General features: G+C 55.7%; 23 protein-coding genes and 1 tRNA gene. 8 read left to right on the top strand and 16 right to left on the bottom strand.

Translation table 11 applies throughout. The features are described 5' to 3' along the window. Positions 1-86: 86 nt before the first annotated feature. The 3 genes from GN112_RS09165 (at position 87) to GN112_RS09175 (ending at position 2,327) form a co-directional block, all read left to right on the top strand. Positions 87-845, top strand: coding sequence for a segregation and condensation protein A (locus GN112_RS09165; protein ID WP_155309931.1), 759 nt, complete (start codon positions 87-89; stop codon positions 843-845). Continuing rightward, positions 846-1,484 (top strand): SMC-Scp complex subunit ScpB, encoded by a 639-nt coding sequence (scpB, locus tag GN112_RS09170; RefSeq protein ID WP_155309932.1) that lies wholly within the window; start codon positions 846-848, stop codon positions 1,482-1,484. Between the two features lie 120 nt (positions 1,485-1,604). Then, on the top strand, positions 1,605-2,327 hold the full coding sequence (locus tag GN112_RS09175; protein ID WP_155309933.1) for a P-loop NTPase family protein: 723 nt from the start codon (positions 1,605-1,607) through the stop codon (positions 2,325-2,327). Positions 2,328-2,592: 265 nt separating this feature from the next. On the opposite strand, the gene GN112_RS34820 is transcribed toward GN112_RS09175, so the two are convergent. The 7 genes from GN112_RS34820 to tadA all read right to left on the bottom strand — a co-directional run bounded on the left by GN112_RS34820 (position 2,593) and on the right by tadA (position 7,240). Continuing rightward, positions 2,593-2,727, bottom strand: a complete 135-nt coding sequence (locus GN112_RS34820; protein ID WP_269434900.1) for a hypothetical protein — start codon at positions 2,725-2,727, stop codon at positions 2,593-2,595. Positions 2,728-3,298: 571 nt separating this feature from the next. Next, positions 3,299-3,766, bottom strand: coding sequence for a rhodanese-like domain-containing protein (locus tag GN112_RS09180; protein WP_155309934.1), 468 nt, complete (start codon positions 3,764-3,766; stop codon positions 3,299-3,301). Further along, positions 3,767-4,057 carry a rhodanese-like domain-containing protein gene (locus tag GN112_RS09185; RefSeq protein ID WP_155309935.1) on the bottom strand — a complete coding sequence of 97 codons (291 nt, stop codon included), beginning with the start codon at positions 4,055-4,057 and terminating at the stop codon, positions 3,767-3,769. A 738-nt stretch (positions 4,058-4,795) separates the two neighbouring features. Further along, positions 4,796-4,921, bottom strand: coding sequence for a DUF2335 domain-containing protein (locus GN112_RS35220; protein WP_155309936.1), 126 nt, complete (start codon positions 4,919-4,921; stop codon positions 4,796-4,798). A gap of 190 nt (positions 4,922-5,111) precedes the next feature. Next, positions 5,112-5,188, bottom strand: a tRNA-Pro gene (locus GN112_RS09195). A gap of 69 nt (positions 5,189-5,257) precedes the next feature. Beyond that, positions 5,258-6,550: an adenylosuccinate synthase gene (locus GN112_RS09200; protein ID WP_155309937.1), complete on the bottom strand. Its 1,293-nt coding sequence runs from the start codon at positions 6,548-6,550 to the stop codon at positions 5,258-5,260. Between the two features lie 225 nt (positions 6,551-6,775). Continuing rightward, a complete protein-coding gene (gene tadA / locus GN112_RS09205) occupies positions 6,776-7,240 on the bottom strand; it encodes a tRNA adenosine(34) deaminase TadA (protein WP_155309938.1) in 465 nt (154 codons plus the stop codon). Between the two features lie 160 nt (positions 7,241-7,400). Here tadA and GN112_RS09210 point away from each other — a divergent pair, with 160 nt between their 5' ends. Genes GN112_RS09210 through GN112_RS09220 form a run of 3 tightly spaced genes read left to right on the top strand, consistent with a single transcriptional unit; the run spans position 7,401 to position 9,876 of the window. Continuing rightward, the gene (locus tag GN112_RS09210) at positions 7,401-8,351 is read left to right on the top strand and encodes an ABC transporter substrate-binding protein (RefSeq protein WP_155309939.1); all 951 of its coding nucleotides are present in this window, start codon (positions 7,401-7,403) and stop codon (positions 8,349-8,351) included. A gap of 1 nt (position 8,352) precedes the next feature. Next, positions 8,353-9,087, top strand: a complete 735-nt coding sequence (locus tag GN112_RS09215; RefSeq protein WP_155309940.1) for an ABC transporter ATP-binding protein — start codon at positions 8,353-8,355, stop codon at positions 9,085-9,087. A 9-nt stretch (positions 9,088-9,096) separates the two neighbouring features. After that, positions 9,097-9,876, top strand: coding sequence for an ABC transporter permease (locus GN112_RS09220; RefSeq protein ID WP_155309941.1), 780 nt, complete (start codon positions 9,097-9,099; stop codon positions 9,874-9,876). A gap of 6 nt (positions 9,877-9,882) precedes the next feature. On the opposite strand, the gene GN112_RS09225 is transcribed toward GN112_RS09220, so the two are convergent. The 7 genes from GN112_RS09225 to GN112_RS09255 form a co-directional block, all read right to left on the bottom strand. After that, complete coding sequence (locus GN112_RS09225) at positions 9,883-11,580, bottom strand: cation:proton antiporter domain-containing protein (RefSeq protein ID WP_155309942.1); 1,698 nt, start codon at positions 11,578-11,580, stop codon at positions 9,883-9,885. Positions 11,581-11,616: 36 nt separating this feature from the next. Beyond that, positions 11,617-12,588 (bottom strand): ABC transporter substrate-binding protein, encoded by a 972-nt coding sequence (locus GN112_RS09230; protein WP_155309943.1) that lies wholly within the window; start codon positions 12,586-12,588, stop codon positions 11,617-11,619. After that, complete coding sequence (locus GN112_RS09235; protein WP_155309944.1) at positions 12,585-13,391, bottom strand: ABC transporter ATP-binding protein; 807 nt, start codon at positions 13,389-13,391, stop codon at positions 12,585-12,587. Before GN112_RS09235 ends, GN112_RS09230 begins: the two co-directional genes overlap by 4 nt. Positions 13,392-13,393: 2 nt before the next feature. Then, positions 13,394-14,185 (bottom strand): ABC transporter permease, encoded by a 792-nt coding sequence (locus GN112_RS09240; protein WP_197743299.1) that lies wholly within the window; start codon positions 14,183-14,185, stop codon positions 13,394-13,396. A 233-nt stretch (positions 14,186-14,418) separates the two neighbouring features. Next, positions 14,419-15,645 (bottom strand): cation:proton antiporter, encoded by a 1,227-nt coding sequence (locus tag GN112_RS09245; protein ID WP_155309945.1) that lies wholly within the window; start codon positions 15,643-15,645, stop codon positions 14,419-14,421. A gap of 11 nt (positions 15,646-15,656) precedes the next feature. Beyond that, positions 15,657-15,968, bottom strand: a complete 312-nt coding sequence (locus GN112_RS09250) for a DUF6951 family protein (RefSeq protein WP_155309946.1) — start codon at positions 15,966-15,968, stop codon at positions 15,657-15,659. A 5-nt stretch (positions 15,969-15,973) separates the two neighbouring features. Continuing rightward, the gene (locus GN112_RS09255) at positions 15,974-16,948 is read right to left on the bottom strand and encodes a GlxA family transcriptional regulator (RefSeq protein WP_155309947.1); all 975 of its coding nucleotides are present in this window, start codon (positions 16,946-16,948) and stop codon (positions 15,974-15,976) included. Positions 16,949-17,163: 215 nt separating this feature from the next. On the opposite strand from GN112_RS09255, the gene GN112_RS09260 reads away from it, so the two are divergent. Then, positions 17,164-19,266 carry a molybdopterin-containing oxidoreductase family protein gene (locus GN112_RS09260; RefSeq protein ID WP_155309948.1) on the top strand — a complete coding sequence of 701 codons (2,103 nt, stop codon included), beginning with the start codon at positions 17,164-17,166 and terminating at the stop codon, positions 19,264-19,266. A gap of 101 nt (positions 19,267-19,367) precedes the next feature. Then, complete coding sequence (locus GN112_RS09265) at positions 19,368-19,895, top strand: MarR family winged helix-turn-helix transcriptional regulator (protein ID WP_231714118.1); 528 nt, start codon at positions 19,368-19,370, stop codon at positions 19,893-19,895. Between the two features lie 30 nt (positions 19,896-19,925). Here GN112_RS09265 and GN112_RS09270 read toward each other — a convergent pair whose 3' ends face one another. Together GN112_RS09270 and GN112_RS09275 are read right to left on the bottom strand one after the other, a co-directional pair. After that, a complete protein-coding gene (locus GN112_RS09270) occupies positions 19,926-20,984 on the bottom strand; it encodes an HD-GYP domain-containing protein (protein WP_155309949.1) in 1,059 nt (352 codons plus the stop codon). Next, positions 20,981-24,442 carry a response regulator gene (locus GN112_RS09275; protein WP_162458856.1) on the bottom strand — a complete coding sequence of 1,154 codons (3,462 nt, stop codon included), beginning with the start codon at positions 24,440-24,442 and terminating at the stop codon, positions 20,981-20,983. The genes GN112_RS09270 and GN112_RS09275 overlap by 4 nt, the downstream gene beginning before the upstream one ends. Positions 24,443-24,537 lie beyond the last annotated feature (95 nt).

Here is a 24,537-nt window from a genome sequence, read left to right on the forward strand (position 1 = left end):
GTCACCGCCTGAGCGACCTTTTTGCTTGATTGCCTTTTCGCTTGCCGTTAATTTACGGCATTCAACCCCAATGGAACCGTTACCTCATGGTACTGATAACGGACAACCTGGCCGACGATAATTCTGCAGACCGTGACGATAGACGCTATCAGGTCAAGCTACAGAACATTTTCGAAGGCCCCATGGATCTTCTGGTCCACCTGATTAAAAAGGCGGAGGTGGATATTTATGACATCCCCATCTCCCGGATTACCGAGCAGTACCTGGCCTACCTGGAGTGGATGAAGCAGATGAACATCGATTTTGCCGGGGATTTCGTCCTCATGGCATCCACCCTGACGCATATCAAATCCAGGATGCTGCTGCCAAAACAATTGGGGGAAGAGGAAGATGAGGATCCCCGGCTGGAGATCACCCGGCCTCTATTGGAGTACCTGCGCATCAAATCCGCAGCAGAGCAGTTGGCCGAACGCGACCTTCTGGGGGAAACCACCTTTACCCGCAAACCGGAAAACGATCTTCTGAAAGAAGTCGAGGACGACCAGGTGATCCATATCGGCCTGTTTGAACTGATCGATGCCTTCCAGCGCATCCTGGAAAAAGTCACGCCGGGCCACCGCGTCGATCTCACCCGGGACCGCATCTCGGTTCAACAGCGCATCACCCAGCTGACAGAGATTCTGGAAGAGAAGGAATCCCTGACCTTTGACGAACTGTTTTCGGACGGTCGCGAGCGCGCCGACATCATCGTCACTTTTCTGGCCCTCTTGGAAATGGCCAAACTCGGGCTGGTGCGTATCGCCCAACACGTCCCCACGGGAATCATCCGGATTTTTTATCAGTAAATGGCTGAAGACCTGAAATACATTATCGAAAGCCTGCTTTTTGTCGCGGAAACACCGTTGACTCTGGAGCAACTCAAAGGGGTGCTCGAAGGCGAGGAGACCGCTGCCATCAAAGCGGCCCTGGAATCACTGATCGCGGATTACGACACCCGCAACGGCGGCTTCGTGCTCCGGCAGGTGGCCGGTGGCTACCAGTTCCGCACCCAGGGCCGATTTAACGAATGGATCAAACGCCTCATCAAGCCCAACGCCCCGCGCCTCAGCAAAGCGGCCCTGGAAACCCTGGCCATCATCGCCTACAACCAGCCCATCATCCGCAGCGACATCGAGCACATCCGGGGGGTGGACAGCGGCGGCGTGATCCGCATGCTCATGGAGCGCAAACTGATCCGCGTGCTGGGCAGAAAAGAGATTCCCGGCCGGCCGTTGATCTACGCCACCACCAAACATTTTCTTGAGGTGTTTGAGTTGAAGGATCTTAAGGATCTGCCGACGCCTAAGGAGATTGAGGAGCTGGGTAAATCGCGACTCGAGGAGGAGGAGCCGGAGGATGAAATCCAGACCAATGCTGAACCCGCGGCGATGCCGGGTGTCTCGGAAAACGGAGAAGCCGGTGAGGTCTCCCTTAACAACAGTTGAAAAACTGGGTTTGTGGCAAAATTGTCAACGACAACCAACCCTTGACACCAAATAAATTTTTTGCCAACTTAAATATGTTCCACCTGTTGATACCACAATCCATTGAGAGGAAGAACGGAGATGGCTCGTATCCATTTTGTAGGCGGCGAAAAGGGTGGTGTTGGCAAATCCGTACTATCCAGAATATTGGCGCAATACCACATCGACCAAGGGAAACCCTTTGGTGCCTTCGATGGCGACCTATCGCATGGTGATCTGATACGTTATTACGGTGAATACACAGAGACCGTGGACATCCGTACCTTTGAGAGTGCCGACCGGATCGCAGAAGAGGCCGCAGAATCAGGTCGTGACGTTATTGTCGATTTGCCTGCCCAAGCTTCCTTTAATTTGGATCGATGGATGGCGGATACCGGTTTGGTGGAATTCAGCAATGATATCGGCGTGGTCCTTACATTGTGGCATATAATGGACGATGGTACCGACTCAATCCGCCTTTTGGAAAAGACCCTGAGTACATATGGCTCCGGTCCAGATTATGTGCTGGTGCGCAACCACGGACGTGGCAACGACTTTTCTTTATTTGATGAGTCTGAGGAGAAAGTTAAGGCTGAGGCTGTGGGCGCACGCATTATGGATCTACCCAGCCTGCACGCCGGATCCATGCGGAAGATCGACCGGATTGGGGCAAGTCTGTGGGCCGCCGCTAATAACAAAGACAAAGCGATAGGACCAACCTTGGGCTTGTTAGAGCGTCAACGTGTCAAGGTCTGGTTAAAGAAGGCCTATGCCGAGTTGGATCGAGTGCTGCAACTTCCGGAGTCCCCTTCCTCGTCTGATTGAACCGCTATTGCTCCGGTGTAACTACAATATCAAGAGCTGACCGGCACGGCCACAACTGTCAAATCAAAAAGGCAGAGCCTCGTTAGAGGCCCCGCCTATTTCGCCGTCATATCAGGCGGTCTATTATTTTTTCGCCTATTTCGTCGAAGCTCTGTTTATCGTGCCCTCAAATCCTGCAGGTGGCACCAGAAACGCATCGATTGATGAAGTATGCCAAGGTGACGAGTGTCAGTGTTGTTCCGATCATGGGGTACCTTCCTTTCGGTTATCCCGCCACATCAATCCCCGGATCACAGCCCAGATGCGGGTCCTTGTTTTCACACTCGAAGTTTCTTTCGCGGGTGTCAACGTGTCCTTTGTTGTCGTCTTTCCAGTAATCTTGAGTTCTATTCTCGGCCATATTGTCACCTCATTGGTTGATTGTTTCAGTTGATGTTTCGTTTTTCTTGATCAAAAAATACGGCATTCCGCCGAAAGGGCAATGAGAGTCAGTTGGCGGGTTGATGATAGGTAAAAACTACCACTCCATAAAAGTGGGCTTGTGATCAGAGTCAGGAAGCTTTAAAATTGTAACTGTTGCAACTGGATACGCAGATCATCTGTATTTTCCCGATTAGGAGTGTTTCTCCATCAAACTTGTCAGAATTTCAGAGCATGCGATAGAACCACAAAAAAAGACAAGGCCTGGACGGTGGCCTTGTCTCAAAAAGAGGAGCATGTGAAGAAGACATGACCTCCTGGTCCCACTGGGAGAGGGCACTTTGTACAACAATTCCTTGACCCATGATGCATTTTGGATAATTAATCAAAACGCTGTTTTTCTCAAATCAAAGCTCTGAATTTTGTTTTTAGCGACTCCATTGACTTTTATAAAAAATCGAATATGGTAACGCATAAGGCTGGTGGAAAAAAATAATCCCCCCATTCCTGGCAAACATGTAATAGGGGCGTGGTTATAAGGAATATCAGATTCAATTCTCAAAACTGCTCATGCCATCCTTAAGCATATAAACGGGATCATATCCTACGCTCTTCAAATAGCGAACCGCTAGGGGTGCTTGCTTACCCTTGTAATCAACCACAACCACTTTCTTGTCCTTGGCGATCTTTTTATAACGGCTGCTCAAATATTGCAGCGGAATCTTGTGGATGTATTTTTTGCGATGCTCGAATGTTAGGGATGCCATCTCATTGCTAAGATACCTGGTGTAGAAGCCCATTGAATACTGTTTGCGAATTCGAACATCCACAACACAGCAATTCTGAAAATTTTTCTTGAACGTGGCTGAATCAATGGTTTCAACTTCGAATGCAGTCAACGGATTGTTCTTTTGTACTTCGTAACCGGCAGACTTCCAAGCTTTCATTCCTCCAGAGAATGTATTGATATTGGTATACATACGGTTGGCTACCAGACCGGCAGCTTCAATATAGTACACTCATTGTTGGCTGAGGCAGTAGGTGACGATTAACGTATCCATATTTTTGGGCATTTTATCTGACCGCATAATAGAGTGAAGGGGGATGTTCACCGAACCTGAGATATGGCCCTCGTTGAATTCAATATCACTTAGGGGGTTAAGCAGGTACAGTTTCTGACCGGAATCCAGCATGCCTTTTAATTCTTCAGCAGACAGATCTCGATATTCACCCAAACATGTGTACGGTATTAAAATCATCGCAATTATCAGGCCGATGATCACTCGGCAAATCGCTGAAAAAACCTTCATTAATTCCCCCAATCGCCCATGTTTGCCAAAAACAAATGTAATAATTTTTACCTTATAGATTGACCTGTTAATCGACCGTTTCCAATATTTCTTGAGTGACAAACTGATATACGCTGTGCTCCCGTTCATGTAATTTTGCAATTTCATCATCGTCAAACTGGTATTCTGATAAATTCATTTCGGTTCCGGTGCATCGCCAGTGGTCAACCCTTGGTCGTATCTCACCCCGGTTTACGATGCCCGCCTGGATGCGTCAGTCGCCACGCAATGGTTTTTGGCCGGAGCGAAGGGCAAAACGGTCAGATTGTTCACCTTGGGTGGAAACATGGTGTAGAATGCCGAAACCCGCGTCGGCTGGACCGTGGACGGCATTGAGTTCAAGGCCCGCGTGACTGCCGCTGCAAAGGCTATGGATTATCGAGGACTGTATTCCAACTACGGATTGCGTCGAATGTTCCCACCGGGACGTTATCGCCGATCAGCCCCCCGCAGCGGATTTGCCCGGCTGCCTTGCCTTGCTTCTGGTCATTTTTTCGACGGGCGACCCGCCACCGCGCGCGGTTGGCGTGTTGCTTGACGCGATTTCTTCCGATTTGGTTGGTCACGTTGACCGGGGAGCGGCCGGCCGGATTTTAAAATCATGCTGTTGCGGGCAATGGTGGCGGTTCTGCGGGGGGACCGGTGAATTATGCGGAATAGCTCGCCACAAGCGAGACGGCCTTGGAAACGGGCGGTTTTTTATATTTTGATAGCCTCTTTATTGATAGCCGTCTTCTCCATATAATGCTGGTGTTCCTGATTCATCTCGGCCATCTGTATAATTCTATCGGCGGCCCCAGAAAGAATTTTTTGGTACTGTGCCAATTCTTTTTTCCGGCATTCCCCCCGTACGCGCGGGGGTTTCGTTTCCGGTGACGAAACCTTTTGTCAGTTTTGGCAGTGGTGGAATGGTGGGTGTGATACCCTTTAAGGTGCATCGGGCCGGCAGGGTAGCAATAGGGTAGCAACGTAAAAAGGAGTTACGGCTTAAATCTCCGCAACCCCTTGATTTCTTTGGTCGGGACAGCAGGATTTGAACCTGCGACCCCAGCGTCCCGAACGCTGTGCTCTACCAGACTGAGCCATGTCCCGATGCGTGGTCCTTTTATGCCAGGGCCTTTAAAATGTCAATAGGTTAAGCGTCGTTTCGACGCTCTTTTTTTATCCATCGAACGGATTGTTCAGAACGATGGTTTCATCTCTGCCCGGCCCCACCGAAACGATCTGGATGGGTACACCGGTAAGGGCTTCAATTCGGCTCAGGTATTGGCGTGCCAGTTCGGGAAGATCTTCGTATCGGCGGATGGCGCGAATGTTCTGTCGCCATCCGGGAAGCGTTTCGTAAACCGGTTTGCAGGCGGCCAGATGGTTGAGATTGGCCGGCACCTCATCGATCACCTCGCCGTTCAACGAATACGCCGTACAAATCTTCAGTTCATCGAGTTCGCCGAGCACGTCCAGTTTGGTAATCGCCAGGCCGGTCAGTCCGTTAAGCCGCACCGCGTTGTTCAGGATAACCGTGTCCAGCCAGCCGCATCGGCGCCGGCGGCCCGTGGTGGCACCGAACTCCGCACCGCTTTTTTGGATCTGGTCACCGATTTCGTCAAACAGTTCCGACGGAAACGGGCCTGCGCCAACGCGGGTAGTGTAAGCTTTGACAATGCCCAATACACCGTTGATGTCCTTGGGTCCGACACCGCCGCCCCCACAGGCATTGCCTGAAACGGTATTGGAGGAGGTCACAAAGGGATAAGTGCCGTGGTCGATATCCAGGTGGGTACCCTGAGCCCCTTCAAAAAGGATGCACTGTCCGGCTTTGCAGGCCTTCTGCAGGGCAACGGATACGTTGGTCACATAAGGTTTGAGGCGCTGAGCAAAGCCCATATATTGGCTCCGGATGGTTTCCTGATCAACCGTTTCGGTATTGAGGAATTTATCCAGATAGAAGTTTTTTTCGGGGACAATGGTTTTCAGACGCTCCTGGAATGACTCGGGATCGATCAGATCCACGAAACGAACTCCTCGGCGGGTGGCCTTGTCTTCGTAACAGGGGCCGATGCCGCGTCCGGTGGTACCGATTTTTTTGTCCCCTTTCATTTTCTCGCGCCCGTTGTCCACCAGTTTGTGATAGGGCATGATCACATGGGCACGATCACTGATCATCAAGTTGTCCGGCCCCACGGAAATTCCCTTGCCCGCCAGGTAGTCGATTTCGCCAAGCAGGACCTCGGGGTCAACAACCAGCCCGTTTCCGATGATACAGGTTTTCTTTTGCAGAATACCGGATGGAATCAAGTGGCTGATAAACTGCTCGCCGTCGACCACCATGGTGTGGCCGGCGTTGTTGCCTCCCTGGAACCGGACCACGACATCGGCATCGGCCGCCAGCAAATCTACTAGTTTTCCTTTTCCCTCATCGCCCCACTGCGTTCCTATGATTACGATATTTGCCACTTACCGCTCCTTCATCGATGGATTAAGGCTGGTAGAAAGAAATAATTCCACCAGCCTGCTTGTCTTTGTGCCCGTCTACCGCGTTACCGCCACAGGCACATATTCCCGATATGCACCGGTGGCGGCGCCTTGTAGACGACCACAAATCCGGCGCGATCTGGGGAAATTATTTCTTTCCGCCAGCCTAAACCGAACTCGGAAAAACAGACATCACCGGGGGAAAAATCAACTCTTGTGGCGACGGCTGCGAAAAAACGCCTGCATGATGGACCGGCACCGATCCGCACAAATGCCACCGATCACATCGACCTGATGGTTGTGCCGGCAATCCCGGCCCAGTTGATAAAGGCTTTCCACGGCACCCCATTTGGGATCGGGAGTACCGAACACAAGCTGTTTCACCCTGGCGTGAATAATGGCCCCCATGCACATGGCACAAGGTTCAATAGTAACATAGAGCGTGGTGCTTAACAAACGATAATTTCGCAGCCGCCGGGCAGCGCTTCGCAATGCATTCATCTCTGCGTGGGCCGAGGGGTCGCAGTCGCTGATCGTCCGGTTGTAACCCCGGGCGATCACTTGCCCGTCGGCATCTTTGATGACCGCACCGACCGGCACCTCGCCGATGTTTTCGGCAGCAATGGCCTGCTCAATGGCCAGCTGCATGTAATATTCGTGTGATGCTTCCATTGGTCGGCAATTAACGGCTTTTGGAGCATCGTTCAACAAATTTTTCAAGTGATGGGAAAAACACCCCTGCTTTATCTGTGACGCCTTCTTGACTTGACGACCCTTTTTTCCTACTTTCAACCGTTCCGAAAAAAACCAATTTTATCAAAGGAAAAACAAAATGAAATCACCTCAAAATAGGCCGTTGAATAAATGGCCGGGGTATTCCCTGTACCTGTTCATCCTGCTTCTTTTTGTTCCTCATATGAGTTTCGCCAAGGACGTACTTCGTTTCGGGGTATTGCCGGTTGTCGATACACTCCCGCTTCTGGTGGGGCAGGACATCGGAACCTTTTCGGATCAGGGCATCGATCTCGAGCTGGTCTCCTTCCAGAGCGCACTTGAACGCGACGCCGCCCTGCAGGCGGGAAAGCTCGACGGATATTTCGGCGATATCCTCAACACCCTGCTCCTGATTCAATCCGGGCAACCGGTAAAAATATTGACCACCGCCTTTCATACCCATCCGGATCATCGCATGTTCGGCATTGCCTCGGCGCCCGGTTCCGGGATTGAAAGCATGCAACAGCTCAAGGGAAAGGATGTGGCTATTTCACGCGCCACCATCATCGAATATGTACTCGACGTCCTGCTTCGGTCCCTTGCGCGCCCGAGCGATTATGTGACCAAACAGGAAATCAAAAAAATGCCCATCCGGTTGCAGTTGCTCCTTTCCAGTCAGATCTCCGCCGCCCTTCTCCCCGAACCCCTCTTGACCCTTGCCGAGTCCAAAGGGGCCCACGTCATCAAAGATGACCGGCGGCTGGACGTCTGCCTTACCGTTCTGGCCATGGATATGACCCACGCCTCGGCCGGGCCGGATCTTTTCGAACGCTTTTTGAAGGCCTATGGGGCCGCCGTTGCCAAGATCAACCAGAATCCCGAGGCGTTTAAGGAGACCGTGATTGAGCGTACCCGTTTTCCCATGCCGGTGAAAGATCTGTACCGGGTTCCGATGTTCCCGGAAACCGCCCCCCCGGCAGAAAAAGATATCATGGCCACACAGGACTGGCTCATGCAACACGGTCTGCTTAAGAAAAAAATCCCTTACGGGCAGGTGGTGTTTCAATAAAATGATACACGTCAAGGGCCTATGCAAAACGTTTGAGACAGACAGCGCGCCTGTCCTGGACAACCTCTCTTTTTCCCTGTCTGCCGGTGAGACCCTGTCCATCATCGGCCCGTCGGGCTGCGGCAAGACCACCCTGCTCTATATGCTGGCCGATCTGTTGCAGCCCACCTCCGGAAACATCGAGATCAAATCGACCAACAGCGATCAATCGAAATGCACGACAGCAATGATTCTTCAAAACTTCGGGCTGTTTCCCTGGAAAACCGTTTCGGAAAACGTCGCCCTGGCGCTGAAGATCCGCAAAACCCCCAGGGATGTGGTCTCCAGGGTTACCGCCAGCCTTCTGGAAGAGCTGGGAATCGGAGCATTGGCATCCCGGTATCCGGTCCAGATCAGTGGGGGACAGCAACAGCGGGTGGCCATTGCCAGAGCATTGGCCACCGATCCGGACATCCTTTTGATGGATGAACCGTTCTCCGCTCTGGACGCCCTGACCCGGGAACACCTCCAGAACACCCTGCTGGCCATGTGGCAAAAACGCCGCCTGACCTATGTCATCGTGACCCACAGTGTGGAAGAGGCCGTGTTTCTCGGACGAACCATCATGATTTTAAGCGATCGGCCCACGCGGATCCGCAAGGTGATTCCCAATGAAGGCTTCGGAGAGCAGGTCTTCCGCATGCAAGATCAATATTTCGAAAAAATTCGCTCGATCCGTCGGATCATGGAAGGATAAAATGAAGCGATGACCGTTTACCGTTATCTTTTTACCGGCGCCCTCTTGATCCTGGTCTGGAAAGTTCTCTCCCTGGCCCTGTCCTCCACCATGCTCCCGTCACCGGAAGCGGCCCTGATGGCTTTTGCCGAAGCAATCACAACGGTTGAATTCTGGCGTCATTTTCTTGTCAGCGGATACCGGGTCACCTGTGCCATGGCCCTTGCATGGATCCTGGCCTTTCCGGCGGGCCTGGTGCTTGGATTTCACCGCAAAACCGATACTCTGCTTTCCCCCTTTGTTTTCCTGACCTATCCCATCCCGAAAATCGTGTTTCTGCCGATCTTTCTGGTCATTTTCGGGCTGGGAGATTTTTCAAAAATCTTTATGATCGCCCTGATTATCGGTTACCAAATCCTGGTCACCACAAGGGACAGCGTCCTGGGCCTGGACCGGGAGTATATCGACTCCTTCAAATCCTTGGGCGGAACCGTCGTCCAAACGCTGCAGCACGTGGTTGTTCCCGCGGCGCTGCCCCAAGCCTTTACATCGCTTCGAATCGGGACCGGAACGGGCATCGCGGTCCTCTTTTTTGTCGAATCGGTTGCCACGGCCCAGGGCCTGGGATTCTTTATCATGGATTCCTGGGGTCGATTTGATAACAATCTGATGTTTGTCGGGATCATCGGTATGAGTCTTCTCGGAGTCTGTCTCTATGAAATCGTCAACTGCCTGGAAAGACACCTCTGTGCCTGGAAATTCCTCAAGACGGCAAGAATCGATGAAAGACCCGGCCATCACGGGTTGTAAAAAAGTCTAACAGACCGCGCGCCCTTCTCTCTCTGCTGAATGCGATCGAAAATGGCTGGAAAGCAGGTCGTTGTGCCGCACAACGCCCGCCAACTGTCTGGGGTTCTCTTTTTCCACAACCAATAAATAGACATCGTTGGGGTAATCCTTAAGGGCTTGCATGGCCGTTTCCAGGGTATCTTCAGGATTCAGCTTCAAATGCGTATCCGTGGCAATATCGTCGGCAACCACGAGATGGTGCAGGCATGGATCAAAAAGCGTGTTGGCGATGTCGGCATATTTGATCACCCCCACCAATTCCTGCCAGTCGTTCACCACCGGTAACCGATCATACCGGGAGTGACCCAGGGTTTTCAATACCTCTCGGAAAGACGCCCGGTTGGAGATAACCTCCACATTGCGACGCATGATATGGCGGACCCGGATCTCACCGCTATGCACGGGCCCGTCGGTGTGAGAAATACCAACGGCCCGGCCGAAGTGGCCCAGTACCTGGTGCAGCCCCTCGCCAAACCCTACCGGGCTGCGTTGGGCCAGGAGGTTAAAGACTGTTACCTCTCCGGCGTTGACCAGGGCAACGCGCGTTAGCAGCGGCCCCAAAACCTCAAAGACCACTACCGACGACAGGATAATGGTCTGAACGGATGCGCCCTGATCCGGCCACATTCTGGAGAGTTCCTCTGCCAGGCCGATCGCAAGACCGGCCTGGGCGAGCATGGCCGGTCCCAGCCAGGTCCGTATGATCGGGGAAACACCGGCCATCCGCGCGCCCAGCCGGCAGCCGAAATATTTGCCTCCCAGCCGCATGGCCACGTACCCCAGACCCACCAGCCCCATATGGCCCAGGGCGTCAAGATGCAGTGTCGCCCCGGCCATAATAAAAAAAAGCACATACAGGGGATAGTCGATGGCCGTCAGGTCCTTGAGCATCCGCTTTTCGTAAGGAGAGGCGTTTACAGCCACCATACCGGCCACCAGGGTTGCGAAAATAGCAGAGTTGTCAAGATAATCCGCCATCCCGGCAGTGACCGCTACTGCGGCCAGAACCAGCATCTGCCGCTCTACCGGCCTGGTGAACCGCTGGTCCATGATGGCTACGGCCATCCCCATGAACACGCCCAGGACCAGGGGCTCGGACAGTTGTGCGGCCAGGCTCGAAAAATTCGGCACCGGCGCCAACCCGTTTTCTTTCAACAGGATAAAAGCGATGATGGCCACCAGGTTGTTGATACCGATAAGCGGCAGGATCGTGTCGGAGAGCGGGCCTTCGGACTGATATTCGCGCATCACCATCTGGGTTGCTGCCGGTGCGGTGGTCACCGCCATGATGGCCAGGAAGCCTGCCGCCAGTGGAGAGATTCCGCAGGCAGCGGTACCCAAACCGACGAGCAGGCCGGTCATACCGATCTCCACAGCGCTGATGCGAAACCGTTTCATCCCCATCTGCCGGAGGGTGCCCAGGCTGAAACTGCCGCCGATGGTGAAAACGATCAGTCCGAGGATCACATCGTGCAGGAAAGCCAGTTGGTTCAGGTGGTCATGCGAAATCAGCGCGGGAAGCCCAATATCGCCCGGGGTGGGACCGGCAAGAACACCGACAAGCAGATAACCGGTTACCCGGGGCAGGCCGATGGCGGCGCTAAGCCGTCCGGCACCGAGGGCAAACAGATAGACGATACCGAGAGAAAAAAGCAGGGGCAACATGGTCGAGCGTATCCCGTCGTATCGAAAAAAAAGAGTTCAGGGCAAACGGCAGGCGTCGAGGTATTCGGAGTCGGCCGAAACATTGAAATCGGGCACATGGTCGATGATCTGCTGATGTTTTAAGAACCCGGCGGTCGCCGCCAGACTGGCACGAATGGCCTGATCCAGGCGCAGTTGGTAGTCGTGGCGGGCCATGGCCTTACGGGTGGTGTCCGCTTGCAGTCCGGTTTCGACAGCCATGAGCGCCACCGTCTCGTCCGGATGCTCGGCCGCATAGACGCCGGCACGACGCAGGGCCCGCAGGAATCGGATGAGAACATCGGCATCGGCGGAAAAGCGGTCCTGGTTGGCCAGGATCAGAATGGGGTAGAGGTTGCCCAGCCCGCCAAGGGTGATCAGTTCCCGGGCCCCCTTCTGTTCGGCAACCGAAGGGGTGGGCTCGCTGGCGGCAAAGGCGTCCAGGGAGCCGGCCATGAGGGCATCGCTCATGATCGGTGGCGTCAGATCCACGATCTGAACCATGGATTGGGAAAGCTTCGCCCTTTCCAGGGCGGCAAGCAGGCCGCCGTAAGTCGAGGTCCCTTTCTTGACGCCGATGCGCCGGCCGGTGAGGTCATCGAGCCGCGTGAAGCCCGAATCCCCGTGGATCATGATGCGGTGCCGGTGCTCGCCCGTGGCATGGCTGGCGACGATGGTAAAACGGGGACTGCGCGCAACCGTGATGACCGCAGTCGTATCGCCCATGGCACCGATATCGGCCGCACCGGAATAGAGCGCTTCGGCACAGGCCGGCCCGCTGCTGAAGCGCAGCGGCTTAACCGCAAGGCCCTCGCCTGCAAAAAAGCCCTTACTGACCGCCACAATGGGCATGACGCTGCCGATGCGATCCTGGAAGGCAAAACGCACCGATGCCGATTCACCGGCCCCAGCCGTACCGCCCGTTGCGGCAATACCGGTCAGCACGGCCATAAACCACAGGACAATCCCATTTCGAAACCCCATTTTCATTCGCGACTCCTTTTCGTTGAACCGGTCGCTGGCGCTCCGATATCCGTCTGGATGCAGCACGGCAGCGCTGCAAGCACCTCGCGCAACGCCGCTTTCGTCTTCAGAAAAGCGGCCCCGGATCGGTTCCGGGGCCGCGGCAGTATGACCTCGATCTGCCTGAACAAACTGTTTTCAGCGGGCCCCATGACGACGACACGGTCGGCCAGATAGGCGGCCTCCTCCACGCTGTGGGTCACATACAGGACCGTGCGGCGACGGGCGGTCCACACCCGCAGCAATTCATCCTGCAGGCGCTCGCGGGTATTGGCATCCAGGGCGCTGAAGGGCTCGTCCATCAGCAGGACCTTCGGTTCCAGGGCCAGCACGCGGGCGATGGCCACCCGCTGCCGCATGCCGCCGGACAGGGCATGCGGATACTTATCGGCATGTCCGTTAAGTCCCAGACGGTCCAGGTACCCACGGGCCCGCCGCCTCAGAAAGCGGCCTCTGAGCCCGTTCAGCGCCAGACCGAACTCGACATTCTTTGCGACCGAAAGCCAGGGGAAAAGCGTGGCATCCTGAAAGACCACTCCGCGCTCCGGCCCGGGCCCGGCGACCGCCCGCCCGTCGAACAGCACCCGTCCCCGGGATGGGAAAATGAACCCGGCGGCAAGATTCAGCAACGTCGTCTTTCCGCAACCGCTCGGCCCCAGTACACAGACGAACTCACCTTCCCGGACGTCCAGGTTGACGTCCGCCAGAACCGTTACCGGCGATGCGCCGTTGTGGAAATAATCCTGGCTGACATGTTCGAACCGAATCATCGCTATTCCGTGGCCAGGGTCCAGCGGGTGTGGGCCTGCTTCTCCAGGGGCCTGAGGATCCCCTGCTCGGCAAGCAGTCCGATGCCGCAAATCACGGCAATGCAGGCGAAGGAGGCCGGGTAATCCAGGGTCCAGCGTGCCTGGACAATCGAGTAGCCCAGTCCGGTGCCGGTGCCGACAACCATCTCGGCGGCCACCAGCACACGCCAACCGGTGCCCAGCCCGATACGCAGGCCGCTGATCAGAGACGGCAGGGCGGCCGGGATCAGCACCCGGAAAAACAGGGCGTTGTTCCCGGCGCCCATCATTCGGGCGGCACGAACCAGCTGGACGTCGATGTCCTTGATCCCACCGAGCACGTTGATGGCGATGGGAGCGGTCGCTGAGACGACGATCATGAAGACGGTCGCCGTTTCGCCGATACCGAAAAGCAGAATGGCGACCGGAACCCAGGCCAGCCCGGGAATCAGGAGCAAAAGCTGCGGGATCCCGGCGGTGGCCTTCTCGACCGCCCGGATGCGGCCGGCAACCAGACCGTAGCCGATTCCAAGGAACGCGGCGATCGTAAATCCGATGGCCCAGCGTCTGAGGCTGTTGCCAATATGAACATAGAGCGAATGACCGCAAAGCGAATCGCCGCCCGTAAGCCCTCCCAGCCGGAGAAACGTCTGCCAGGGGGTGGGGAAAGGGACACCCCGGATCCCCATCACCATCTGGGCGGCCACTTCCCAAATTCCGAGCACGATGAGCAGGGGCACGATGGAGCGGAGAATTTTTTTGGATACGGGCGGCACGCTTCCGATCCCTCTTGGTCGTTCATTCGGTTGGTGTCAGAGAATCAGGCACGTAGATGTTGTTTGAAAACTCTGGATTGGCTCTGATAACAAGACGAATAAGGCTTTAGAAGCGGAACATACATGGAGTATGCGAGTATTGTAAACCTTTTTCGGCGCCGGTGGCGGGGTTTGAGGGCTTTTTCGAACGGGAGGTGCCGTCGACCTTAGTGGTCCTATTCATAGAAAGGTCATCACCGGCTGCCGGCCTTGATTTCACCGGCCTTGGAAAGCGCCCATTTCGAAAGCATGGGACCGACGATTTCATGGATAATCGTTGCTCCGATAATTACATTCAGGATGACATCCGAAACGGTGTTAAACGCCGGATTCTGTTTGATTACCAGGGCCAGCCCGATAACAATGCCCCCCTGGGGAATCAGGCCGCCGGCCGTATATTTTTGCACTCTGTCAGAGGCATTGGCCAGTTTTCCCCCCATTGCCGTACCGCCAATTTTTCCGATCAAACGAAAAAAAACGAACATAAAAATCAGCAGATAGTTGGATGCCAGGACGGAGAAATTCAAATGCATGGTACTAATCGTAAAAAAAAGAATAAAAATCAGTTCTTCCGTGTATCGTTCCAGAATGCTGAAGATTTTTTCACTTTGCGGGTTATGATTGACCACAATGATTCCCATGGTCATCGTGGCCAGAAGTGCATCGGCACCGACTTTATCGATAATGCCATAACACAGTGCCAGCAGGCTGATAATCAGCGAAATCAGCACCCCTTCAGTTTCATTGCCAATCCATTTGCTCAGGACATTCAGCCCGCCCGCAAAGACGCATCCGCCGGCAATCGATCCTGCAATTTTCAAAAATGGCCAGGCAATGGAATAAGGTGAGAAATGGAGCTGCGAAGCAAAAATACCGGCAACCGAAACCGCCAGGCTGTAATTGATAATGCCGAGAATATCATCGAATGCAGCCACACCCATGATGGTTGCGGTAACATCGCCTTTTGCGTGAAACTCATGGGCCACCGCCAGTGTCGCCGACGGATCGGTCGGGGCCGCCAGCGATGCCAGCATCAACCCCATGGGAATGAAGTAGGTCAACAAACCGCGATCCGGACCGACCAGGACCACCGGCGCGAGCAGGATAAAAAAGACCGCCACGGATAAAAACGCAAACTCCGCCTCAAAAAGGGTGATGTACAGGATCGTTTTTCCCATGGACCGAATTTTTGAACGCTGCAGAGTGCCGCCGACGGAAAAGGTAATGAACGCCAGCGCAATCTGTGTCACCAGGTTGGTATGGTCAACAAAAGATGAGGGGATGAAATGGGTGAGTTCCGGGTTGAGAACCAGACCGGCAAGAATGTAACCGGTAACTTTGGGAAGACCGATCTGCCGGCATAATCCGCCGGCCACAAAACCGGTGAGCAGAATAATGCCGATGGTGAGAATAGGTTCCATGGTCTAAAGGCCTATCGGGAAAGCCGGATGGCCACATCGGCCGGCAGCGCCAGTCCGGCTGCGATTTCAATGGCCTTGATGATTCCGACCGGCACCGGACAAGCCGCATGGGGACAGTGCAGTTTGCCCATCTGCAGGGTCTGGGGAACGGATTGGCTAAATGAGATCTCGTCAAACGGATTGACCCGGGTCAGCCGCCGGGCCAGCCGTTGGATGGATTTGCAGTCACTCCGGATCGTCAGCACACAGCCCTGGCCATCCATTTTCGCATCCACCACAGTTTTAAAACCGCAGATCCCCGCCTCGATTTCAGCTGTTGCCATGATGGTTAGACCCGGGGAAACCGTTTCCGGTACTCGGCCGGACTCACGTGTGTGTACTTGGTAAAGATTTTGCGAAAGGAACTGCTGTCCTCATATCCGACCTGGCAGGTAATCTCCTCAAAAGAACGGCCCCCATCCGCCAAAAGCTGTTTGGCGGCCTTGATCCGCATGCACTGCTGGTAGGAAAGCGGTGTTTTACCGGTGGCGGCCTTGAACCGGCGCTCCAAGGTCCGACGGCTCATGTGGCTTTGTTCGGCCAGGTCGTCGTAATTGAAATTGTGGTTGAAATTCTCTTCGATATACTGCTGGAGCGAAATAATCTGGTCATCATGGTGATCCCTGCGACATTGAACGGCGGTATATGGCGGCCCGGACGACTCTCCCCTACTGGCGGCGATCACCTTGGCCGACTGCAGGGCCACCTCGTGGCCGCAGTATTTCTCTACCAGGTAAAGCGACATGTCGATACTGGCGTTGTAACCGCCTGAACTGTACAGATCGTTTTCATCCACAATCGGCCGGTCGGTCCTGACGGCAACCTTGGGATAACGTCTTCTGAATTCTTCGGCAAAGGCCCAGTGGGTCGTTGCCCTTTTTCCGTCCAGCAATCCGGTTTCGGCCAGCAGGAACGATCCGGTACAAATCGAAGCGATGTGCGAACCACGCTGGTAGTGGTCGCTGAGCCATTCGACAACACCCCCCTGACGGCAGCGGTTTTTCTCGACGTTGGCGATGGAGGACACCACAATCAAATCGGTTGCGGCCACATCACGGATGGATCCATCCGCCGCCATGCGGACACCGTTGGAGCATTTAAACGCCTCGCCATCGGGCGTGACCACCCGGACCTTGAAGTGAGGCGTGACCCGCTGCCCCTTGAAGCGATTCCACATCACTCCGGCTTGAGAAAAGACATCCATGGGGCCGATAATTGCCGAAGCCGAGGTGTGCTGCATGGCCAGTACGGTAACATTGATCATCTGCCGTCTCCACGATTGACGTGATTCACCTTGATAATTGTCATATATGCCACTTCAAATACAACGAATCAAGGGCTATTGTATGCGCATCATCAGGCATCAAGGGATCCCGCCCGGCAATCACGCCGCAAAATGAGTCACATCACGTCGAACGAGTCCAGCGGTCGATCATGATGAAGGTCGGCCCGACCGTCAGGCGAAAGGAGGCCCTTGAAATGACACAATCGAATACAAAAAAAACCTATAGCGGTTGCGTTCTATGCTATCACAGTTGTGGCATCGAGGTGGACGTTGCCGACGGCAAGGTCGTCAACGTCCAGGGCCAGCAGTCTCACCCGTTGAACAAAGGCTATCTGTGCCCCAAGGGGCGTGCCACCATCGATCATATCTACCACCCCAGCCGCCTGCGCCACCCCCTGAAAAAAGACGGTACCGGGTTCAAGCCAATCTCATGGGACCAGGCCCTGGATGAAATCGCCGCCAAGCTGAACGATATCAAGGCCAAATACGGACCCGAGGCCCTGGGTTTCTTCTGCGGATCGGTGGGGGTGGAGAACTTTGAGATGGTCGCCCTGACCCACCGCTTCCGCGCCGCCTATGGGTCGCCCAACTACTTTTCGGTGGAGAGCATCTGCTACCGCATGCGCATCCGCTGCCGGCAGATCACCTTCGGCAAATATCCGGTGGAAGAACTCAACTCCAGGCTCTACGTTCTCTGGGGGCACAATCCCAACGAGTCGGATTTTCCCCTGCGCCTGGCGATCACCAAGAACCTTCGCCGGGGCGCCAAGATCGTGGTCATCGACCCCAAACGGATCAAGCTGGCCGACAAGGCCGAAATGTATCTGAAGATCCGGCCCGGTACGGACGGCGCTCTGGCCCTGGCCATGATGCATGTGATCATCAACGAAAATCTCTACGACAAAGCGTTTATCGACCGCTGGACCATGGGATTCGATCAGTTGGTGCCCCATGTGCAGCCCTATACGCCCGAATGGGCCGAGAAAATCACCTGGATTCCGGCAGACGACATCCGCAAGCTGGCTCGTCTGTTCGCCACCACCCGGGGAGCCGCGATCTACCAGGGCACCTGCACCCAGGACCAGCAGGCCAACGGCACGCAGACCAACCGCGCCATCGCGATCCTGCAGACCATCGTCGGCGGAATCAACGTTCCCGGCGGGTGGGTGCTCAGTCCGCGCCTGTCCCTCAAGAACATTTTCCTGTCGACCGAAGGTGGCGGCCAGCCGCTGGGCACCGACAAGTATCCCCTGTTTTACGAATTGTGGGGTCGCACCAGCCCTTACGGCATTGTCTCCATGGTGCCGGAAAGCATCCCCGACAAACTCAAGGGATTCATTGTCCTGGGCGGCAACCCCGTGGTGACCATGCCCGACGCCAATGCGTTCAAAGCCGCCTTCAGGCGCCTGCCCCTACTGGTGGTCTACGAGCAGTTCATGACCGACACCACGGCCCTGGCCGATTACATCCTGCCGGCCACCAGCCACCTGGAGGGCTGGAGCATCGCCTACAACTACAATGTCTGCCACTGCCTGCCCTACCTGATAATCCGCGAGCAGGCCATCGAACCGGTGGGCGAGTGCCGCAGCGTGCTCGACATGTACAAAGGGCTCTGCGAGCGCATGAACATGCGGGAGGTCTTTCCCTGGCCGACGGAAAAGGAACTGGTCAAGGACCTGCTGCAGCCCTGTGAGCTGGATTTCGACTACCTGCATCACAAAAAACCGGAAGGCGATTTCTATCAGGAAAAGGCTTACGAGACCACCGACGACATGTGGCGCACGCCGTCAGGCAAAATCGAGATCTACAGCCAGGCCCTGGCCGATGTGGGCTTCGATCCGCTGCCGACCTACATCGAACCGCAAAAAAGCCCCCAGGGAAAACGCTGGAAGGAATTGGGCGAAACGTATCCCCTGATCCTCTCCACCGGCCAGCGGGACCTGTTTTACACCGCCAGCCAGATGCACCACATCGACGGCCTGCGCCGGCACCGTCCCTTTGCCGTGGCCGAAATCGCCCCCCAGACGGCCGCCCGCTACAACATCACCCATGGCCAGGAGGTGGTCATTGAAACCGACCGCGGTCAGGCGCGCATGCACGCCCGGGTGGACGACCGCATTGCCGAAGGCCTGGTCATGGTGCCCCACGGCTGGCACGGAGACGGGAATTGCAACCTGCTCACCGACTGCCGCGCCGAAAGCCGGGAACCCATCATGGGATATCCCACCTGGAAGTCGCAATTATGTACCCTCAGGCCCGTTGAACCGTCGGCTGCATCGTCCGGCCCCATACCGTGAGAAATATCCGCCGAAGGCATTGACACGACCGACCGGCAAATTTATAGATAGTGCCCATCCATAAAATGTTATCCGCCGCACCGTTAAACAGGCGCCGCACCATGAAAGCGAAAGAGATGGAAGCATCCGCCCGGGCCAATGCCAATGTCAGCGACGAAGTGTTGATCGCGCTCAGACGGCTGATCCGGGCCATTGATCTTCACTCCCGGTATCTGTCAAAGCACTTCGGGCTCACCGGGCCGCAGTTGATCATCCTGCGCGAACTGGCTCGGGAGGGGGAGATGTCGTCAGGCGAGATTGCCGCATCGGTCAGTCTGAGCCAGGCGACGGTCACCGGAATCACCGACCGGTTGGAGAAACGGGGTCTGGTCACCAAAACCAAAAGCGACATTGACAGACGCCGGGTGGTGATTCAGCCCACAACGGCCTGCCAGGCGTTGTTAGATCAGGCCCCTCCGCCCATTCAGGAATCGTTTCTCAACCAGTTCGACAAATTAAGAGACTGGGAACAATCGATGATTTTAAGTTCGCTGCAGCGATTGGTCCAGATGATCGATGCCAGGGACATCAAGGCCGAACCGGTACTGACCGCCGGACCCATCGGCAATATCAGCGAGAGCGGGGAATAGGTTTCTCAATGCCTTAAAACGGGTGGGCTTTCATCGGAAATCACCATTACCATTGCCGTTAGCACCATAATCGAATGCAAATCCGCCGTCGTCAAACAATTCCACACAGGCCACCACCGCCTGGGCATCGTAACGCGTGCCTTTCTGCTGGGTCAGGCGGTCAAGGGCCGCCTTGATCCCGTTGGCCGGCCGGTAGGGCCTAAACGAACTGTTGGCTTCGGTAACATCGGCCACAGCCAGGATTTTCGCCTCGGGCAGGATCCCATCGCCGGAAAGCCCCTGGGGATAGCCCGAGCCATCCAGCCGTTCGTGGTGCTGCAGCACCATCTGGGCCACGGGCCAGGGGAATGGAATTGCCTTAAGGATGTCGAAGCTGACCTGGGGATGGATCTTGAGCATTTCATGCTCGGCGTCCAGCAGCCGGCCGGCCCGGCTGAGAATGGAAACGGGAATGCGGATCTTGCCCACATCGTGAAGCAGGCCGGCAATCCGAATCCCCTCGATGGTCTCGGCGGCAAGCCCCATCCGCTCGGCAATGGCACAGGCCAGCTGCGACACACGCTGCTGGTGACCGGCGGTGTATGGGTCACGGATTTCCACCATCAGGGCCATGCTCTGAATGCTGGCATTCAACATATCCCGGATTTCGGCGGTTTTGCTGGCCACCTGCTGTTCCAGGATCTCGTTCTGGGAGGCCAGCCGAAGACGCATCTCCTCCATTGACAGATGCGTGCGAATCCTGGCTTTAACTTCCGCCGCGTGGAAGGGTTTGGTGATATAGTCCACCGCGCCCAGCTCGAACCCGGTGGTTTTGTTCACCGTTTCACTCATCGCAGTGATAAAGATGACCGGGATAGCGGCGGTCTGAGGATCGGCCTTCATGCGCCGGCACACCTCATAACCGTCCATTTCCGGCATCATGATGTCCAGCAGGACAAGATCGGGCCGATGTTTGGCCACATACGCCAGGGCGTTGGAACCATTTTTGGCAATCCCCAGACGATACTCGGATTTTAACGTGTTCACCAGCAGATCGATATTCGTCGCATTGTCATCAACAATCAGAACCAACGGTCGAGGCGCATTCATGGGTTTCCCTTAATCCGGTTGATCTTTTGCACAGTTTCCAGAGCCTGGTCGTAATCGTATCGACTGACCTGATCTTCGAGCGTTTTGAAAATGGATGCATCGATTTGGTTGCACCGGACCGCCTGTCGTTTGAGGGCGGTCATGGTTTTCATTACCTGTTCCGGGTCGGCCTGGTCAATAGCCGCCGTCAGTTGGGTCAGCAGCCCGTCCAGGGGAAGATCGTCTTTCTCCGCAGCCGGCAGCCCATTTTCTTCAGAGGACGGGGCGGTGGCCAGGGATTCAATGGATTGGAGCACCCGGCCCAGGGCGGCCGCCACGCTGGCAACCAATCCTTCCAGCCGTAAAGGATCGGGTTCCCCGTCCGTTTCGTCACGGCAGACCGATTCCAGGGCAAAGGCGGCCTGGCTCAATTCGGTGGCACCGATGTTCGCGGCGCTGCCCTTGATGCTATGGGCCAGCTGCCGCATGCCCGGCATATCAACATCGGCCAGCGCCGCACGCAGTTGATGGGCGGTCTCGCGGTTGTCGGCAAGAAAACCGGTCAGGATACGCGCCAATGTTTCGCGATCGATGCTGAGCGTGTCCAGGGCGGACCGGATATCGAGTCCCGGCAGCCAGTCCGGAAGCGACGGGGGCGCTTCGGGAGACGGAGCCGGAGTGTCCGCTGGGCGCTCATCATCACCATCCCCCTGCCCGGCGGCCAGGGATTCCGCTTCTTCGGCGTCCGTCCAACCGTCCGCCCCCTTGCGGGAACGAAGCAGCCGCCAGAGTGTATGGAACAGACGGTCCTGATTGACCGGCTTGGCGATGTAACCGTCCATGCCCGCCTCCAGACATTTCTCCTCGTCCCCCTTCATGGCATGGGCAGTCATGGCAACAATGGGCAGGTCCGCTCCCCGGGGAAGCAGCCGGATCTGCCGAGTGGCTTCGTACCCGTTCATGCGGGGCATCTGAATATCCATCAGCACGGCATCGAAGGATTGGCGGCGAACCGCGTCGATGGCCGCTTCACCATTGCCCACGATGGTCACCACAATACCGGCCCCTTCCAGGATCGCCCTGGCCACCTGCTGGTTGGTGGGATTGTCTTCGGCTACCAGCAGATGCAGGCCTTTCAAGGGCGCACGGTAAATTGACGCGCGGGTCGTGAAATGCTTTTTGGGTCTCAGCTCCTTGGGCCCCTGTTTGCCAAAACCGTCCATGATGGCATCAAAAAGGGTCGACGGATAAATCGGTTTGATCAAAAATCCGTTGATGCCGGCTTTCTCCGCCTCGATGCGCTGGGCTTCCTTGCCGAAAGCCGTCATCATGATAATGGGAACGCTCAGTTTGAGTTCACCCCGAATTTTTCTGGAAGCTTGGATACCGTCCATTTCAGGCATGCGCCAGTCCATCATGATCAGATCGATGGGATTGTTGCGCATCATGTTGTCTTTCAGGCGATTCACGGCATCACCGCCGGAAGCCAGGGTTTCGACCCTGAACCCCAGCGACTCCAGCATTTTGCGCATGATCGTGCGACTATCGGCCAAATCATCGACCACAAGGATGTTGAGGCCCTGAATATCGGGCGGCACCATCAGGGCGAACTCGCTCCGGGTCGGCGGCTGACGCAGCCGCACCGTGAAAAAGAAGGTGCTGCCCTCCCCTATCCGGCTCTCCACCCCGATTTCTCCGTTCATGAGGGTGACCAGCTGTTTGCAGATACTCAGCCCCAGGCCGGTCCCCTCGTATTTGCGTGTCGAGGAGGTATCGGCCTGGCTGAACGGTTCGAAAAGCAGCGGGAGGTATTCCGGTGCGATCCCGGTACCAGTGTCTTTTACGGAAAAGGCCAGCGTCACTGTTTTCCCGCCTGCCCCTTCAGGGGCCTTGACCGACAGCAGAATCGCACCGCCCGAATCGGTGAATTTGATGGCGTTGCTGACCAGATTGGTCAGGATCTGCTGCAACCGCAGAGGATCACCGATGATCTCTTTGGGGGTACCGGGGTCGATGTCCAGGAGCAGTTCGATTCCCTTTTCGGCAGCCCGGTTGACAAACAACTCCATCACCCGGTCAAAGACGGTACTGATCCGGAAGGTTCGCTCCTTGAGATCGAACTTGCCGGCCTCGATCTTGGAAAAATCCAGGATATCGTTGATGATCCCCAACAACGAATAGGCCGAACTCTGGATGATATTGAGGTACTGCTCGATTTTCGGGGAAACCTCTTCACCCAAGGCCAGATCGGTTGCGGCAATCACTCCATTCATGGGTGTGCGAATTTCATGGCTCATATTGGCTAGAAATTCACTTTTGGCCTGGGTGGCGGTTTCGGCCATTTCTTTGGCCTTCTCCAATTCCCGGTCGCGCTTCCGGCGCAGGTCCATTTCCACCTGCAAACGGACGTTAGAAAATCTGATCTTGCGGTTGAGCTTGAGGATCACGACGCTGAAAGCGAACAGGATGCTGAATGCCGCGCAGCCGAAAAAGAGCCAGTACCCATAACTTTTAAGCACGTCCGCAAAAGAAACTTTCCCCAAGTTTTTATAAGGTCCCACCTTCAGGATTTTGAGGCAGTCGTGAACTGGCTGATAATTCAGGGGAATGGTCCATCCCGCGCCGCCGGCAGCCACGGCTGCCGGAGAATCCGGCGGCATTTCAAGAAGGGCCACGGCCACTTTTTCAGCCAATGCGTCGGGCGTATGCCTAACCTTGGCCATGGGCCAGGCCGGATACTCCCGGGTGGTCCCCAGATAAGGGATGGGCCCGATCTCGCCGTGCATCCGCGGAAACACATAAAAGTCATCCAGATCGATTTTTCCCTCGGCGCTGAGGTCCTCAAGGGTATTGGTTCGCACCGTGCCCGCATCGACCCGGCGATCGCGCACCGCGTAAACGACCTGATCGTGGGTTTCATCAAACTGCAGGGGCTTGAAATCGCGGAAGGGATCAATCCCGTTTTCCTTGAACTCCCGCCAGGCCATCAGCCACCCGCCCAAGGAGGATTCCGACACCGCCATGAAGGATTTGCCGACAAGGTCCTTCAGGTTGCGGATGTCGGTACGCTCCCGGCGGCAAAAAATGACACCGCCATAGCGGGTATAGACGCCGCTGGCCCGCCGTTCCTTCAACGTAACGATGCGATTGGCACGATACCAGTATTCCAGCCCCACATAGAATGTCGAATTGGCAAGGATAAAATCGACGTCACCGTTCTGCACGGCCGCGTAAATCTGGTTATGGGTCAGCGGAATCATGGCAAAGGTCTGTCCGGGAATCCGGGAAGTGAGATATTCCGCCGTCGGCGCCCAACTGGCCAGACACTGCTCAGGCCCCCGGATGGCAAGAACGCCAATATTAAGGAGTTCTGTAGCGGCCAGCGAACTGCCCGTCGGCAGGCCGCTGAAAATCAGGATGACAAGAAAAATGAAGGCGATCAAACGCCTTGTGCCAATCTTCCGTTGGATTCGCTTCATTGGACCGACGCTCCGGTTTACGTCTTTTGCCAGTCGAACACGGATCGCAAAACGGGGCCATCGGTACGGCAGAACGGCAAGTCTCATTTTCGACG

The sequence above is a fragment of the Desulfosarcina ovata subsp. ovata genome, from assembly GCF_009689005.1.
In the GTDB taxonomy this organism is placed as follows: domain Bacteria; phylum Desulfobacterota; class Desulfobacteria; order Desulfobacterales; family Desulfosarcinaceae; genus Desulfosarcina; species Desulfosarcina ovata.

Excerpts from the sequence above, each read along its gene's own strand:
- GN112_RS34820 (WP_269434900.1), bottom strand. The coding sequence starts at position 2,727 with ATGGCCGAGAATAGAACTCAAGATTACTGGAAAGACGACAACAAAGGA.
- GN112_RS09210 (WP_155309939.1), top strand. The coding sequence starts at position 7,401 with ATGAAATCACCTCAAAATAGGCCGTTGAATAAATGGCCGGGGTATTCC.
- scpB (WP_155309932.1), top strand. The coding sequence starts at position 846 with ATGGCTGAAGACCTGAAATACATTATCGAAAGCCTGCTTTTTGTCGCG.
- GN112_RS09185 (WP_155309935.1), bottom strand. The coding sequence starts at position 4,057 with ATGAAGGTTTTTTCAGCGATTTGCCGAGTGATCATCGGCCTGATAATT.
- GN112_RS09165 (WP_155309931.1), top strand. The coding sequence starts at position 87 with ATGGTACTGATAACGGACAACCTGGCCGACGATAATTCTGCAGACCGT.
- GN112_RS09270 (WP_155309949.1), bottom strand. The coding sequence starts at position 20,984 with ATGAATGCGCCTCGACCGTTGGTTCTGATTGTTGATGACAATGCGACG.
- GN112_RS09255 (WP_155309947.1), bottom strand. The coding sequence starts at position 16,948 with ATGATCAATGTTACCGTACTGGCCATGCAGCACACCTCGGCTTCGGCA.
- GN112_RS09230 (WP_155309943.1), bottom strand. The coding sequence starts at position 12,588 with ATGAAAATGGGGTTTCGAAATGGGATTGTCCTGTGGTTTATGGCCGTG.
- GN112_RS09265 (WP_231714118.1), top strand. The coding sequence starts at position 19,368 with ATGAAAGCGAAAGAGATGGAAGCATCCGCCCGGGCCAATGCCAATGTC.
- GN112_RS09225 (WP_155309942.1), bottom strand. The coding sequence starts at position 11,580 with ATGTTGCCCCTGCTTTTTTCTCTCGGTATCGTCTATCTGTTTGCCCTC.
- tadA (WP_155309938.1), bottom strand. The coding sequence starts at position 7,240 with ATGGAAGCATCACACGAATATTACATGCAGCTGGCCATTGAGCAGGCC.
- GN112_RS09215 (WP_155309940.1), top strand. The coding sequence starts at position 8,353 with ATGATACACGTCAAGGGCCTATGCAAAACGTTTGAGACAGACAGCGCG.
- GN112_RS09250 (WP_155309946.1), bottom strand. The coding sequence starts at position 15,968 with ATGGCAACAGCTGAAATCGAGGCGGGGATCTGCGGTTTTAAAACTGTG.
- GN112_RS09175 (WP_155309933.1), top strand. The coding sequence starts at position 1,605 with ATGGCTCGTATCCATTTTGTAGGCGGCGAAAAGGGTGGTGTTGGCAAA.
- GN112_RS09235 (WP_155309944.1), bottom strand. The coding sequence starts at position 13,391 with ATGATTCGGTTCGAACATGTCAGCCAGGATTATTTCCACAACGGCGCA.
- GN112_RS09275 (WP_162458856.1), bottom strand. The coding sequence starts at position 24,442 with ATGAAGCGAATCCAACGGAAGATTGGCACAAGGCGTTTGATCGCCTTC.
- GN112_RS09260 (WP_155309948.1), top strand. The coding sequence starts at position 17,164 with ATGACACAATCGAATACAAAAAAAACCTATAGCGGTTGCGTTCTATGC.
- GN112_RS09220 (WP_155309941.1), top strand. The coding sequence starts at position 9,097 with ATGACCGTTTACCGTTATCTTTTTACCGGCGCCCTCTTGATCCTGGTC.
- GN112_RS09245 (WP_155309945.1), bottom strand. The coding sequence starts at position 15,645 with ATGGAACCTATTCTCACCATCGGCATTATTCTGCTCACCGGTTTTGTG.